The organism is Denitrobacterium sp. (genome assembly GCF_056180635.1).
The window spans coordinates 64,808-79,141 of record NZ_JAZZJS010000081.1 but is presented as its reverse complement, the minus strand read 5'-3'; the positions used below and the strand labels follow the sequence as shown (position 1 = coordinate 79,141).

General features: G+C 58.4%; 11 protein-coding genes. 3 read left to right on the top strand and 8 right to left on the bottom strand.

What is annotated here, in order from left to right; genetic code table 11:
• The 5 genes from AC04P6_RS07985 to AC04P6_RS07965 all read right to left on the bottom strand — a co-directional run.
• Window positions 1–376, bottom strand: a 376-nt coding sequence (locus AC04P6_RS07985) for an NADH-quinone oxidoreductase subunit C (RefSeq protein ID WP_475566088.1), incomplete at its 3' end; no start/stop codon positions are given.
• Window positions 376–879 carry an NADH-quinone oxidoreductase subunit B family protein gene (locus AC04P6_RS07980; RefSeq protein ID WP_475566087.1) on the bottom strand — a complete coding sequence of 168 codons (504 nt, stop codon included), beginning with the start codon at window positions 877–879 and terminating at the stop codon, window positions 376–378. The genes AC04P6_RS07980 and AC04P6_RS07985, both read right to left, overlap by 1 nt.
• Before the next feature lie 13 nt (window positions 880–892).
• On the bottom strand, window positions 893–1,780 hold the full coding sequence (locus AC04P6_RS07975) for an NADH-quinone oxidoreductase subunit H (protein ID WP_475566086.1): 888 nt from the start codon (window positions 1,778–1,780) through the stop codon (window positions 893–895).
• A 15-nt stretch (window positions 1,781–1,795) separates the two neighbouring features.
• Window positions 1,796–3,712, bottom strand: coding sequence for an NADH-quinone oxidoreductase subunit 5 family protein (locus AC04P6_RS07970; protein WP_475566091.1), 1,917 nt, complete (start codon window positions 3,710–3,712; stop codon window positions 1,796–1,798).
• A gap of 226 nt (window positions 3,713–3,938) precedes the next feature.
• Window positions 3,939–4,730, bottom strand: coding sequence for a sulfite exporter TauE/SafE family protein (locus AC04P6_RS07965; RefSeq protein WP_475566085.1), 792 nt, complete (start codon window positions 4,728–4,730; stop codon window positions 3,939–3,941).
• Between the two features lie 288 nt (window positions 4,731–5,018).
• On the opposite strand from AC04P6_RS07965, the gene AC04P6_RS07960 reads away from it, so the two are divergent.
• Window positions 5,019–7,040 (top strand): glycosyltransferase, encoded by a 2,022-nt coding sequence (locus AC04P6_RS07960; protein WP_475566084.1) that lies wholly within the window; start codon window positions 5,019–5,021, stop codon window positions 7,038–7,040.
• 18 nt (window positions 7,041–7,058) lie between these two features.
• Here AC04P6_RS07960 and AC04P6_RS07955 read toward each other — a convergent pair whose 3' ends face one another.
• Window positions 7,059–7,949 (bottom strand): LysR family transcriptional regulator, encoded by an 891-nt coding sequence (locus AC04P6_RS07955; protein WP_475566083.1) that lies wholly within the window; start codon window positions 7,947–7,949, stop codon window positions 7,059–7,061.
• Between the two features lie 191 nt (window positions 7,950–8,140).
• Between AC04P6_RS07955 and AC04P6_RS07950 the strand changes: the two genes are divergently transcribed.
• The gene (locus AC04P6_RS07950; RefSeq protein WP_475566082.1) at window positions 8,141–9,793 is read left to right on the top strand and encodes an FAD-dependent oxidoreductase; all 1,653 of its coding nucleotides are present in this window, start codon (window positions 8,141–8,143) and stop codon (window positions 9,791–9,793) included.
• A 392-nt stretch (window positions 9,794–10,185) separates the two neighbouring features.
• Window positions 10,186–10,668: a ferritin-like domain-containing protein gene (locus AC04P6_RS07945; protein WP_475566081.1), complete on the top strand. Its 483-nt coding sequence runs from the start codon at window positions 10,186–10,188 to the stop codon at window positions 10,666–10,668.
• 189 nt (window positions 10,669–10,857) lie between these two features.
• Here the strand turns inward: AC04P6_RS07945 and AC04P6_RS07940 are convergent, their stop codons facing one another.
• Both AC04P6_RS07940 and AC04P6_RS07935 read right to left on the bottom strand, forming a co-directional pair.
• Window positions 10,858–11,037 carry a TFIIB-type zinc ribbon-containing protein gene (locus AC04P6_RS07940; protein ID WP_475566080.1) on the bottom strand — a complete coding sequence of 60 codons (180 nt, stop codon included), beginning with the start codon at window positions 11,035–11,037 and terminating at the stop codon, window positions 10,858–10,860.
• A gap of 235 nt (window positions 11,038–11,272) precedes the next feature.
• The gene (locus AC04P6_RS07935) at window positions 11,273–14,098 is read right to left on the bottom strand and encodes a BspA family leucine-rich repeat surface protein (protein WP_475566079.1); all 2,826 of its coding nucleotides are present in this window, start codon (window positions 14,096–14,098) and stop codon (window positions 11,273–11,275) included.
• Window positions 14,099–14,334: the final 236 nt, after the last annotated feature.

Genomic DNA, 14,334 nt, shown 5'->3' with positions numbered 1-14,334 from the left:
CCTTCTCGCGCGCCGCCTTCTGCTCGGGGCTGATGACGGTCATGGGCTCCTTGATGGCCAGGTCGTAGAATGCGCCCTGGAAGTCGAGGACCATGCCGGTCATGTTCACGCCGAACAGGTCGTGCGCCTCGTTCTCGAACGGGAACAGGCCCAGGAACAGGTCTTGCAGAGACGGAACCTCGTCGGTCTTCTGCACGCCGCGGATGCGGAAGTTCTCGTAGACGCCTTCGCGTTCGAACGTGTAGGTGATGTCGATGCCGTCATCGGTGTTGGTGCAATGCGTCTGAACGGCGCGCCAGCCTTCGCTGCTGCGGCGTTGCGCGAGCGTGCGCAACTCGGCGAGCTGGATATCTTGAAAATGCTGCTCGATGGCCATTATGCCCCCTTCGCGATTTCTTCTTCGATGGGCGTACCGCGCGTGATTTCGGGCAATGCGGGCGGAACGTACGTGCCGGCCTTGATGGCCGCGCTCTTCTCGTCGAGGATGCCGATGGCCTCCACCACGGCATCGATGAGCGCCTCGGGGCGCACGGCGCAGCCGGGAGCGTACACGTCGACGGGGATGGCCTTGTCGACGCCGCCCAGCACGTTGTAGCAATCGTGGAAGACGCCGCCCGTGCAGGCGCAGCAGCCGCAGGCCACAACCACTTTCGGCTCGACCATCTGGCTGTAGATCTCGCGCACGACGTGGATGTTGCGCTCGTTGACGCTGCCGGTTACCAGGAAGATGTCGGCATGCTTCGGGTTGCCCGTATTCACCACGCCGAAACGCTCGGCGTCGAAGCCCGGGCACAGCGCTGCGAGCACCTCGATGTCACAGCCGTTGCAGCTCGATGCGTCGTAGTGGATGACCCTCGGGGACTTGCTTGCAAAAGACATGTGAGCCTCCTTCTTAGATGAATGCCAGTATTGCGATATTCACGCCGCCGGCGACGAGGGCCACGGCCCACGCCCATTTCAGCATGGGCTGCCACTTCACGCGGGCGAAGTTGTTGTCGATCCAGATTTCCAGGAACCACATCAGCAGCGCGAAGAGAACGGCGACGATGATGGTTGCGGGGCCGCCCCAGACGAAGAACATGCCAACCCAGCCCAGGAACAGCACGTCCTCGACCCAGTGCATGATCTCGACCTTGGCGAGCGTGGGGCCGCTCATCTCGGTGGTGACGCCCTTCACGATGTCCTGATGCCCATGATGCCCGCTGTCGGAGATGTCGAAGGGGCTCTTGCGGAGCTTGATGGTGAGAATGAAGGCGAGGCCGATGAACGCGCCCAAGCCCAGGCAGATGATGGGATGCGGCAGCGCGAATGCGTCGCTTACGTCGAACGAGCCCGTTACCTGGTAGAACGCGATGGCCATGAAGAGGACCATGGGTTCGTAGCTCATCACCTGCATGGTTTCGCGCGCTGCGCCGATTTCGGCGTACGGGGAACGCGTGGAATATGCGGCGATGATGAAGAACAGGCTGGAAAGCGTGATGACGAACACGCATAGCAGCAGGTTGCCGCCACTGAAGAAGATGCCGCCCGCAAGCACGGCGAAGAAGAGCGCCGCGGCGATATAGGTACCCTCGACGGTGTTTACGCTCACGCGCTCCTTTTCCAGAAGCTTGCGCACATCCCAATAGGGCTGCAGCAGCTTCGGGCCAACGCGGCCCTGCATGCGTGCGCTGATGATGCGCTCGAGGCCAGCGAGCAGGCAGCCAACGACGGGTGCGATGAGGGCGAAGAGAACCGTGCCGATGACGGTCTTCAGGATTGTCGCGAAAATGGGATCCATCTCATGCACTCCTTTCTAGAAAACGGCCGTGATGCTGGCGATGGACATGGCGAATGCGGCGATGATGATGAGCGTGCAGCTTATCTCGCCCAGGGGCTTGATGCGGCTTTCGCCGAACAGCGACTCGAGATACCAGTTATGCGCCGTGGCTTCGGTGCGCTGGCTCATGGAGTTGATGTACACGCGGTTCGCGTTGTCGGCGCTCACGCCTGCCAGGTACACGCTCGCCTTCTTGGTGTTGGCGGGCTTGCGGTTAAGGCCGGCGAACAGCAGGATTGCCACAGCGACGGCCAGGATGCCCGTAATCCACAGGATGTCGTTGCCCAGTGCCGACATGGGGAACGCGTACACCGTGGCGATGTACGGCAGCACGAAGTAATCGCTGATGACCGGCAGGAAGAAGCAGCAGAGAACGATGAGGGCGGCCATGATGTAGAGCGATGCCCATTCCGTCTTGCTCACCGTGAGCTCGACGTTTTCCTTCTCCGCGGCGATGCCGGAAAGCTTGCCGAGCCACTTGGCCCAGAACATGAAGGTTGCGGCGGAGCCGAATGCCAGGAGCACGAGCAGCACGACCTGGTTCATTTCCACGAAGGAAACGAGGGTTGCCCACTTCGAGACGAGCATGCCGAACGGGGCGATGAACATCGTCATGATGCCCAGCATCATGAGGCGAGCCAGCTTGGGCATGCGCTCGAACAGCAGGTCCATGTCCTCGATGTTGCGGCTGCCGATGTGATGCTCGGCGGTGCCGACGCACAGGAACAGCAGCGACTTCGCGATTGCGTGGAAGACGATGAGGAAGATGGCGGCCCAGATGGCCTCGGGCGTGCCCACGCCGGCGCAGGCGACGATCAGGCCGAGGTTCGCAATGGTGGAGTACGCAAGCACGCGCTTGGCGTTACTCTGGCTGATGGCCATGAACGACGCGAGCATGAACGTGATGCCGCCCACCAGGATGACCATCATCGAGGGCACGAGCGAGACAACGAACACAGGCGCAAGCTTGACCAGCATGAATACGCCAGCCTTGACCATCGTGGAGCTGTGAAGCAGAGCGCTGGTGGGCGTGGGTGCAACCATGGCGCCCAGAAGCCAGGTGTGGAACGGCATCTGCGCGGCCTTCGTGAGGCCGGCGAATGCCAGAGCGCACACGGGCAGGACCACGAGCGCCGGATTGTACGCGCCCATGGCGATGAACTCGTAGAACGACAGCTTTCCGAGCACGATGGCGCAGTAGTAAAGCGCCACGGTGAAGCCCAGGCCGCCCGCGATGTTCATGATGATCTGGCGGAACGCATTCCTGATGGCTTCGTCGGTGCGCGTGTACCCGATGAGCAGGAACGAGCAGACCGTGGTGATTTCCCAGGCCGTGAACAGCCACGACATGTTATTGCAGAAGATCACGGCGTACATGGCCGAAAGGAACAGGAACATGATCGCGAAGAAGATGGGGCGACGGTCCTTTTCCTCGGCGTGTTCGCGCTGATGGTCTTCCATGTAGCCCAGAGCGTAGACGCAGATGCCCGTGCCGATGATGCCGATGATGAAGGCCATGACCACGGAAAGGGAGTCGAAGTACAGTCCCAGCACCACGGGAATGCCATGCGCGAAGCCGAACTCGAAAACGAGTGAAGCGACGAGCTGAATGCCCGCGAGCACGCCCGCCCAGATGTTCTTGTAACGCACTGCGAACGCGATGACGCATACACCGATGAGAATGCTAGCCAGGGCGCAGATGTAATCAATGATCTGCGAGCTGAATTCGATGTAGACGCCAGGTGTGGCAACATTGGTAATGCAGAATATGAGCGTGGCCAGCGCGATGATGGCCGCCGCACCGCATACGATTACCGTTCGCGCGCCGTTGTTCTTGATGAAGAGCAGCAATGCTGCAATCAACAGCGGGAACAGAATCAGGAAACCAATCATTTCCACGTGCTTCACCCCTTCGATAAACTCGATGCAATAAAAAACGGTGCCTTGTAGCACCGTAGACAGAGTATCAAATGGTGCTCCATCGCTCGATAGTGGGGCTGTTCAGCCACATAATTTCTCGGTAGACGGAAAAGCCCGCCCCTTCCCCGCATGCAGGCGGCGCAATTCTTGGGGTAGACGGCTTGTGCGGGCTCTTGCGTTCACAAAGCAAACACGTTTGCTATGCGATGCCCGCAATCTGCAGCGAAATGCGCACGAGGAAGATGGCGATGACCACGAGCACGATGGGACGCACGATGCCCACGCCCTTGTTGGAGAAGTACGTAGCGCCCAAATAGTTGCCCGCGATATTGAACAGGCCGGCAAGAAGCCCCAGGCCGATGAGCACTTCCCCATTGGCAAGGAACACGACGAGCGACGTGATGTTCGTGGTGAGGTTGATGCTCTTGGTCACGCCGGCGGTCTTGAAGACGTCGAGCCTGGCCACGCCCATCAGCAACAGCATGAGGAAGGTGCCCGTGCCAGGGCCGTAGAAGCCGTCGTATGCGCCAATAACCAAGGCGATGCCCATGCAGAGCACCAGGGTCTTCCTGCGTGGGAACGCGGGCGTCTTCGGGGAGATGTCCTTCTTGAAGAGCACGTAGGCGCCCACGGCGGGAAGCGCCACGAGCATGACGATGAGCAGGGCTCGGTCGCTTGTGAGCAGCACGAGGTTCGACCCGATGTACGAACCTACGATGGCGGCTATCACGCAGGGAATGCAGAGCTTCCAGTCCATATACCCGCGACGGGCATATTTAATTGTGGCAACGGTGGTGCCAAGCGAGGAAGACATCTTGTTCGTGGCAATGGCCGTGTGCGATGGCAAGCCGCACAGGATGTACGCGGGAAGGGAAAGCAAGCCTCCGCCGCCGCCGATGGCATCCACGAAGCCGGCTGCAAACAGCAGCGGTCCGATAATCAGCAGCGACCAAACGGGCAGCCCGCCGAGAAAAAACTGAGCTAGATCCATGACTCCCTTTGCAAACCCCAGGGGAAACTCTTACGTGCGTAAGGTATAGCAGGTCGCGAGCGCGCGCTACCCTATGCGCATTCATCCCACAATTAATGATGTACGTACGAAGAAGGTTGAACGCTGAAAAGCGCGTGACATGCGGTAATGCGAGTGGGGTCATCCATATGGTGTATTTGCTATCCCATATTCACGAAATGCCCACCATGTCGAAAATGCGAATCTCAATAGCCCTTCACAACCGCCCTGCAGAATACAAGACTTTAAATGTTACTGCAGGAGTGCTGAATGGATTTTCATACTTTTATAGTTGGATTCGGGGCATTTACCATATTCGTATTCCTGGTGTGCGGCATCGACGATGCCATTTGGGATATCATCGCGTTCTTTTCGCGCATCAGGCATAGCAGGTCGAGCAAGGATACGCTCGACTTCGAAGCGCTGCGCGCTACCCCCCCGAAAATGCTCGCCATATGCATTGCGGCATGGCACGAGTCGAACGTCATCGAAGACGTAATCGAGAGCTTCATGAGTACGGCCGATTATCCGAAGTCGATGTACCACCTGTTCGTGGGCGTGTATCCGAACGACCCAGACACCATCGAGGCGGTGGAATCGGCGGCAGAGCGCTACCCGAACGTGCATCCCATCGTGAATTACCTCGAGGGACCCACCACGAAGGCCCAGAACATCAACTACGTCATCAAGCAGATTGGCGAATACGAGCGAGAGCATGACATTCGCTTCGCGTCACTAACCGTGCACGATTCGGAAGACGTCATCCATGCTTACGAGCTACTGGCGACGAACTACCTCATCGACAAGCACGACGCGTTGCAGTTCCCCGTCTTCCCCATCATGGAAATGCCTCGCTTCAAGAACTTCTTCCGCCAGCTCACCACGGGCACCTACGCCGACGAATTCGCCGAGCACCATTTCACGACGCTCGTGGCGCGCAGGAACCTAGGCGCGTTCGTGCCGTGCGCGGGCACGGGGTTCGCCCTCTCGCGTAACCTCATCGAGCGCTTCAATGGCGAGGACATCCTTCCGCGCGACAGCCTGACGGAGGACTACCTTCTCTCGCTGCGCCTGTACGAGAAGGGCATCCAGCTTCATTACGTGCTCGAACGCCTGCCGCGCGTTATGAACAACGGCAAGATCAAGGACGACTTCATCACGACGCGCGCGTTGTTCCCCGCGACGTTCCATGCGGCGGTGCGTCAGAAAACGCGCTGGACGTACGGCATCACGATGCAGTCCATCAGCCTGAAGAACGTCTTCGCAACTAAGGGCCTTTCGCTCATGGGTCGCTACTCGCTCTATCAGGACGCGAAGTCGAAGTTCATCAACCTCATGCCCATCGTGGGCTATGCCGCGTCCCTGTACTGCATCATCTCGATGATGTTCGGCCTCGACCAGATGTACCCAGAGGACTCGCCCATCTTCCCGGCAGCCGTAACGGTGTTCACGATCATGGTAATTCGCCAGTTCACGCGCGCGTACGCGCTCTACCGCGTGTATGGCTTCCGTAGCGCGTTCTTCGGGTGCCTGTTGCCTCCCCTCTTTCCCATCCGCCTTATCTACGGCAATATCGTCAACTTTGCCGCCACGGTGGGCGCCATTCGCATGCGCTTTCCCGGTGGCGTCGTGAAGAGCCGCAAGGAGAAGAGGAAAAAGAAGGGCGCGCGGAAGGTCAAGTGGGCCAAGACCGACCACGAGTTCCTGTCGAGCGAGCAGCTACAGCGCTATCGCAGGCGCATTGGCGACACGCTCATCGTGCAGAAGTGCATCACGGCCGACGATTTTCGCGACGCGCTCGAGGAAATGGACCGCGAATCGAACGAGCATATCGGGTCATTCCTCATTCGCAAGGGGTACATCTCGGAAACGCAGATGATGCAAGCGCTTAGCCATGTGCGCCACGTCATGTTCTTCCCCGACAACGTGATCGACAAGATGGGATACCGCGATACGCTGCAACGATTCGACCGCGAGCGCCTCATCGAGCGCAAGATGCTGCCCCTCATGATCGAGGGCGATTCGTGCTTCGTTGCGACGTGTGACGACACGCGCGAAGAGGACATCGAGGAGTTCGCCTACGAGCACAACCTGAAGGTGCGCCCGGTCTACACGATGAAGCGCGAGATCATGCGCGCGCTGCGCGGCTCCGTGCCTCCCAATCGCACGTTCGACGCCATGATGGGTTACCACGAAGGCCGCCTTACGTATGAGCAGGCGGCCCTCATCGGCATCTACGCGACGTACTTGAAGAAGCCCGAGCGCGAAATCAAGCAGTATATGGGGTTGTAGCGCCCACTGCGGCGCACGCTATGCGATGGGAATCGTGCGTAGGCAGTAGTCGTAGAACTTCTGCTCGGCAATCGAGAGCGGCCGCGAGGGCATGCGCGAAAGGCCGAAGCTCCAATAGGCGTCTTCCAGGGGCACGGCGGCCACTTCGCGGTTATCGCGGAAGATCTGCATCTTGGTGAGATGTTCGGCTGAGAAGCTCAGGCCAAGCCCCTGACGTGCGTAATCGAAGAGCCGGAATATTTCAGCCGACGTGTACGAGACGTTCGATTCCACGCCGGCGTCCGAGCACCACGACGCGAACGACGAGTAGCATTTGAAATCGCTGCCGGGAATGGCGACGCTCCTGCCCTCGAAGTCTTTGATGGAAAGCGACTCCTTCTTTGCCAGTGGGTCGTTCGCTTCCACCCAGAAGACGATTGGCGTGGTATAGAGCTCGCTCGTGATGAAATCGGAGTCGTACGGCGCAATGGTGAATGCGAGGTTGTACGTGCCGTCGCGCAGGCGTGCATCGCAGGCGATGTCGCTCACCTCGTGATAGCGTAGCTCGATGTCGGGGTGCTCGCGCGAGAAGCCCTCCACGAAATCGGGGCCAAGATAGCCCAGGATTCCCAGGGAAATGCCGATGTCGATGCGGTTTTCCTCTTCCGCCAGACGCCTTTGGAGCGTGTCCTTCAGCGATGAGTAGCCCGTGTCGTAGCGATGCGCGAACACGAACACGTCATCGGCGTAGGGCGTTGGCTCCAAATCGCCGTTCTCGTTCATGTTGAATAAGGGAACTCCCAGTTCAGCCTCGAGTGAATGCATGGATTTGGACAACCCTTGCGGCGTCATGGGAATACGTTTCGCTGCCGCTGCGTAACTTCGCAATTGATACGTCAGCGCGAAATACGTGAGCTGCTCCAGCCTCATACCCTCTCCCCCTCCAGTCGAAGATTCAGCAGGCGCTTCTCTATGGTTCGCGAAAACTGCAGGTTGTTGCATACGGACAAACAGTTGCTGGTATGCCACAAACGCGAATGCCACCATTGTACTAGAAGTTCCATTCATTAGGAACTTTGCCCAAATGCAGTAAGCAAGGGAAAAGGGAGAGAGGATACATAATGGAGAATCGCATTTCTCGAAGGGGCTTTCTCGCTGGCGCGGGAATAACCGCCGCAGGCATTGCGGCTGCCGGACTTGCAGGTTGCTCGTCGCAGCCGGCGTCTTCCGGCAGCAAGACGTCCACGTCTACCTCAACCGCCGATGCGTCGGTTCCCAAAGTCATCGCCCAACAGGCCGAAGCCGATGTGTGGGCTCTCGATTCCGTGGGATCGCCCACTGAAACCATCGACACCGATGTCTGCATCATCGGCGGTGGCGGCACCGGCATGGCGGCTACAATCGAGGCGACCGAGCTCGGCATGGACGTCGTCCTTCTGGAGAAGGCCGGCGAGCTGGGCGGCGCCTTCAGCGCCACCGAGGGCATGTTTGGCGTCGAGTCGCATTGGCAGAAGGAAGCGGGCGACACGGGCACGGTTGGCGAAGCCGTGCGTCGTTGCGTGAACTACCATCATTACATCCCCTCGACGGAGCTGTATTACAACTTCTTCAGCCAGACGGCCGAGACCATTCAGTGGTGCGAAGACCATGGCTGCACGTTCCGCGCCGTCGTCGACTACGGCGGAAACCTGGCGTGGCACGTGTATTACTACGATGAGAGCGCTTCCAGCCCCGGATCGTACTTCACCGCGAGCCTGCGCAAGGCTACGGAAGCCACCTCGGCCAAGATCATGAAGTCCACCGCTGCCAAGAAGATTCTCGTGGAGAATGGCGAGGTGAAGGGCGTTATTGCCGAAAGCAGCGATGGCAAGGTCATCCAGGTGAACGCTTCCGTGGTGATGATTGCCTCGGGTGGCTTCTCGAGCAACATGGACTTCCTGCATTCCGTGTCGCCGTACACGGTTAACGAGAACCTCGTTTCGCTGGGAACGCCCGGCCGCGATGGCGACGGCATTCGCATGGGCGTCGACGCGGGCGTTGCGCTTTCCGAAGGCTATGGCACGGTCATGTGGTGCGGTCCGGCGGCCATTGGCGCCAAGTGGGCAACCGATGCCTATTCCGCCTCGGTGCAGCCCACGCTGTGGGTTAACCAGCTGGGCAAGCGCTTCATCGCCGAAGACCTGTGGATCGGCAACTTCGCAGCCGGCGGCATTGCCTGTCGCGACCAGGAGCTCACGTACGTCATCTTCCGCGAGCAGGATCTTGCCGCATGGGAGCAGAACGGGCCGTATGGCACGGTGTTCACGTTCGGCACCCCCGGTAAGCCCATGTCGGATGCACGCAGCCAACTCGAGAGCCTCGATTCGGTGCATAAGGCCGATACCATCGAGGATTTGGCCAAGGCCGTGAAGCTCGACCCCGCAGCGCTGAAGGCCACCGTCGACGAGTACAACCAGTTCTGCGCTTCGGGTTCCGACCCCATCTTCGGCAAGGCCAAGCAGTACCTCACGCCTATCGACAATGGCCCGTTCTGGATTCTGGAAGTCGCCGATGGCTACTACACCACGGTTGGCGGCCTGGAAATCAACGAGAAGCTCGAGGCCGTAGACGACGACCGCAAGCCCATCAAGGGCCTGTACGTGGGCGGCTGCGACACCGGCAGCCTGTACGCCGACAGCTACGACGTTGCCACCGCACCGGGTTCCCAGGCATCCTGGGCCATCAATTCCGGCCGTCTGGCAATGAAGAACGCCGCGGAATACCTGGGTAAGTAAACGCTCCTCTCCCCGCTATCACGCTGCGCGGACGGTATCCCTCCCGATCGATAGCGCAAAGCGTGATACAGCAAAGAAGGCGCTCGCATTACGCGGGCGCCTTCTCTTTGTGCGCCATCCTGCGGCCACAAAGGGGCTACGCTGGCGCGCGCAGCCAACATGCACTTCCCCGCTTGCGTTATCTGCTAGCTGACAAGTGACAAACGAGTGACGAAAGAAGCCAGCCCATGCGTTTGGGGCTAGTCTACGTCCAGGGGGAACGGCGTGACGGCTAATGCGTCGCGCCTATTGCTTCATGTGTTTCTTTGCTTGTCACGTGGCTTTTCTCGGTGGGGTTCCATGCGAATCCGCCGATTGCAAAAGAATGCAAGACCTGATGAAGGGAGCATCATATGGCAGACCATACCGCGGAAATCCAGGCATTGCAGGCGGTCGCGATGGGGCTTTCCGAGCAGAGCTTCGGTCATCGCATCCATGGGCTCGTGTTCGGCAGCAAGGGGCTGAGCGCGCTGGCCGACAAGTATGCAGCCCACGCCGAGGAGGAGATGGCCTGGGTCGAGAAGTTCGTCAACCGCATCCTCGACCTCGGTGGAGACGTGAAGATCGAAGCGCGTCCCGAAATTCAGGTCTTCGACGACATCGTGGAGTACCTGAAGAACGAAAAACGGGTTTCCGAAGAAGGCATTGCCCAGGTCACCGAGATGATGCCAATCTTCGCATCCGATTTCGTGGCGTATGAGGATATGAAGGCGTACCTCATCGACGAGGATGGCGACCTGCAGGAAACCAATCAGGACCTCGAGCTCATCGAGCTGATCGGCGTTCAGAATTGGCTCATCCAGAAGCTCAACGCCACTGGAGCGGAAGCAGAATAGCGTTTTCCGTTCTGCGAACAACCTCGCAATGCTGCGGCCCGAGTCGTTTGACTCGGGCCGCAGTTTCGTTCAACTATGTTCGACGTTTGCGTAATGCGGTAACGTCTCTTGTCGTGGCGCACAACCTCATAGTCGGGTCATTGACCTCGACATCAGGCGTGCCTAAGTCTGGATTGGCTCAGACTGGTATTACAGGATACGACCGTTCTCGTGCGAGCTCGAAGAGGGCTCTTCGGGGGCATTGGGCGGAATTGCGGAGCCGCAATGTGGGCACGTGCCGCTCGACACGCCTTCCTCTGCCGCTACGGGCATGCCGCAGGTGGGGCATGCGCCGCGAGAGTCGCCATTCCTGTTATTGTCTACTGCCATTGGCCTGAAGCACATGGTATCCTCCTCACATCGCAGGAAACGACTGGCCTTTCGGCCAGCTATTTATTATACGCCGAAAGCCTTCTCCGCCCCATGGCGCATGCCAGTCGTATGGTATTCGTAATATGACATTGGGTGAACGGCAAAAATCTCTTTCAAGACGCGCGATGCAAGAAAGCCCGGGGGCTCATGCGAACCCCCGGGCTTCGTAAACGCTCAATGCGCGAGTATGCGACTAACGCTTATTCAGCCTGCTGCGAGCTGCGGCAAGTGCGACAAAGGCACCGAAAGCAACGATTGCCAACGGCAGCAGAGCGGCGTCATCGCCAGTGTTTGCCATGCGGCTTCCGGCAAATGCGGCCTTGGCACCGCCGCCCGATTCGCCCTTCCCCGCTTCTTCCCCATGCTCATGCGAATTGGTGAGCGTCGTTACGGTTCCATCAACCGACGTATTGGAAAGCGTGTAACCCTCGGGCATGTCGTCTTCGGACCACGTGTACGCGATGGCCTGGCCATTGGCGTACTTCGGAAGATGGTCGACGGTGGCAGTCCAGCCGTTTTCCTCGTTCAGCGTGACCTTGGTGCCATTGGAAAGCGTGACGGTGATCGATTCTGGGCGAATCTTGTCGCGATTATCCTCGTCGTCCCAGACCTTCTTTACGGTGGCGGAGGTCTCGGCGTCGGCGCTGTCGTTCGTGAACGTTACGAGCGAGGTCGTATCTGCGACGATTGTTCCCTCGGTATTCACGGAACCAACCATGAGCCACCCCTCGATGGAGGGCTCCGTAATGGAGTACGTGGCGCCGGGGCGCAGGTTGGAAAGCACGGCCTCGCCTTCGCCCTTGATGGTGAGCGTCGTGATGCCATCCATGCCGGGAGAGATGATCTCCATCTTCTCCTCATCGCTCTTGGAATGAACGAACATGACGTATTCTTCGGTGTAGGGCGTTCCGTCGACATTCAGGAGCTTCACCGTGAAGGTGAATTCCTGGTCGGTATCCTTGTAGGAATCCGTCGCGATCTCTTTGGTAATCTTGATCGAGCCAGCGTTCTTGTGAAGCGTGCTCTTGGCCGTGGAAAGGCTGATCATATTCTGGTACTTGCTCGAGTACCCAAACTCGGGGTCGGGAACCGTGGGGTTCGTGCCCGAATCGTAGAAGTTGATCACCGTCTGACTGTAGTCGATGGTCTGCCAGTTGGCCTCCACGAATGCGAGCATTTCCTGGGCGCTATCCGAAAGCGGCACGTCTTCCCCGGTTACGGGGTTGTGATGACCGTCGGAGTAATACCAGATAACATCTTGGAGCGTATTCTGCACGTCATTGTCGATCACGTTGCCGAAGAACGTAATCGCGGCGGCGATCTTCTTCCAACGTTCCTCGTTGTCGAGCTTGGTGTCGGCGATTAGCCCCGCCAGACGCTCTAGGCCTTCTGGCGTGAGGGATTCGGAGCTTTTGGTGAACCAATTTCCAGCAGGCGTGGGAATGCCCATGTTCAGGCAGTACACGCGCTCCATGGAGTCCTCCAGGAAGACGCCATAGCTACCGCGGACGTCGAAGCCAAGGTACTTGCCATCCTCGTTGGGAGAGGCTATCCTCGCCTTCATCTGGCCGTCGTTCACGAGTAGCCTGGGGCCGCGGAATGCCCTAAGCCAACCGCCCGCTTTCCACATGCCATCGACGAGAACGGCTTCTGCGCTTACGCTCGTCGCTTCCCAGTTCCTCAGATCAAGAACGGTTGTTGCGGGCATGCCCTCGAAAGCGTATGCGAACGTGGTTACATTGCGTACGTCCCAGTTGGACACGTCAAGCGCGTTGAGCGATTTGCAGGATTCAAACGTTTGCGACATGTTAGTCACGCTGCTCACGTCCCAGTTGGAAACGTCAAGCGCAGTGAGGCTCCCGCAGCCATTGAACAGGTTGCTCATGTTCGTCACGTTGCTCGTGTCCCAGTTGGAAACGTCGAGCGTGGTCAGGCTTTTACAGCCATGGAACGCGTTAACCATGTTCGTCACGTTACCCGTATTCCAGTTGGACACATCGAGCGTGGTAAGCGCCTCGCAATTATGGAATGCGCTTTCCAGAGTGGTTACCTTGCTCACGTCCCAGTTGGACACGTCGAGCGTGGTCAGGCTTTTGCAGTCGTGGAACGCGTTAACCATGTTCGTCACGCTGCTCGTATCCCAATCGGCAACATCGAGCGTGGTAAGCGCTTCGCAGCCACGGAACATCTCGTTCATCTTCTGGACTTTGCTCATATTCCAACTCGTGTAGCTGAGATTCGCCAGATTCTTGCAGCCGGAGAACATCGATTCCGTGCTCGTATTAGAACCCGCATGTACCGCACCAAGCTTGACGATTTCAAGATTCGAGCATCCCCGGAACATTTCCTTGAGCGAAGTGCACTCGCTCAAATCGAGTCCATCGCCTTGGACGGAGACGGAAACGAGGTTATTGAAATCCTTGAAGACGCGACTGGCATCATTGAATTTGACGCCCTCTTCGAATACCACGCTCTTGAGCGTCTCCTTGAGGCTGCCGAAGGAGCTATTCTTGACGATGGTCTTATAGGTAATGCCATCTTTCGTTACGGTCGCCGGAACCACCAAAGCCCCGTCGCTTCCAAGGGTGCCCGCATAGCCGGTTATCTCTGCATAGCCCGTTGCGGCGTTGACGGTGAATTCCCAGTCGGTGGTATCCGCATCCATCGTCGTAAGGTCGCTCTGGGCGGAAAGCGCCGCCCGAGGGGCCTGGTTTGCTCCGCTCGCAGGAGCTATCTGATTGGAGTTATCGCTCGGTGCGGCTAGAGCCTGGGAATCCCCTTCGTACGCATCAGCATCATCGTCCGCAGAGGCATCTGCGGTGTCATTCGGAATTGCATTGGTTTCGGCATCCGCCTCTTCGGCATGCGATTGAATCGCTTCGCCGATCGAAACCTCGTTTTGGATAGCTGAATCGCTAGCTTCCGTTACATCTGCAAAGGCAAACGTCGTGGACAGGCAGACAACAAAGGCAAATGCCGTTATCAATACCGTCCACAGCACTGCCCTATTGGTTAGCACGTGGCGATTCATTTTCACCCCCTCCTATGCGTTCTACGCGCGCAAATATACCGCCCGTAGGCGATGGGTCGAACACGTCTATTTGCGTTTCGAACAATCAATGAATCGGCGGTCGACTACCCTACCTAGTCGACCTTTGCCGCGCACACACGGCATGAAGTGAAATTGTAGACATGCCATACCAATTGTCAACAAAGCCGGCGTTATTCAAGGGCGTTGTACAAAACGCCCATAAC

What these genes read in the sequence shown, in the direction of transcription:
- AC04P6_RS07980 (WP_475566087.1), bottom strand. Translation starts at nt 879, where the DNA reads ATGTCTTTTGCAAGCAAGTCCCCGAGGGTCATCCACTACGACGCATCG.
- AC04P6_RS07975 (WP_475566086.1), bottom strand. Translation starts at nt 1,780, where the DNA reads ATGGATCCCATTTTCGCGACAATCCTGAAGACCGTCATCGGCACGGTT.
- AC04P6_RS07970 (WP_475566091.1), bottom strand. Translation starts at nt 3,712, where the DNA reads ATGATTGGTTTCCTGATTCTGTTCCCGCTGTTGATTGCAGCATTGCTG.
- AC04P6_RS07965 (WP_475566085.1), bottom strand. Translation starts at nt 4,730, where the DNA reads ATGGATCTAGCTCAGTTTTTTCTCGGCGGGCTGCCCGTTTGGTCGCTG.
- AC04P6_RS07960 (WP_475566084.1), top strand. Translation starts at nt 5,019, where the DNA reads ATGGATTTTCATACTTTTATAGTTGGATTCGGGGCATTTACCATATTC.
- AC04P6_RS07955 (WP_475566083.1), bottom strand. Translation starts at nt 7,949, where the DNA reads ATGAGGCTGGAGCAGCTCACGTATTTCGCGCTGACGTATCAATTGCGA.
- AC04P6_RS07950 (WP_475566082.1), top strand. Translation starts at nt 8,141, where the DNA reads ATGGAGAATCGCATTTCTCGAAGGGGCTTTCTCGCTGGCGCGGGAATA.
- AC04P6_RS07945 (WP_475566081.1), top strand. Translation starts at nt 10,186, where the DNA reads ATGGCAGACCATACCGCGGAAATCCAGGCATTGCAGGCGGTCGCGATG.
- AC04P6_RS07940 (WP_475566080.1), bottom strand. Translation starts at nt 11,037, where the DNA reads ATGGCAGTAGACAATAACAGGAATGGCGACTCTCGCGGCGCATGCCCC.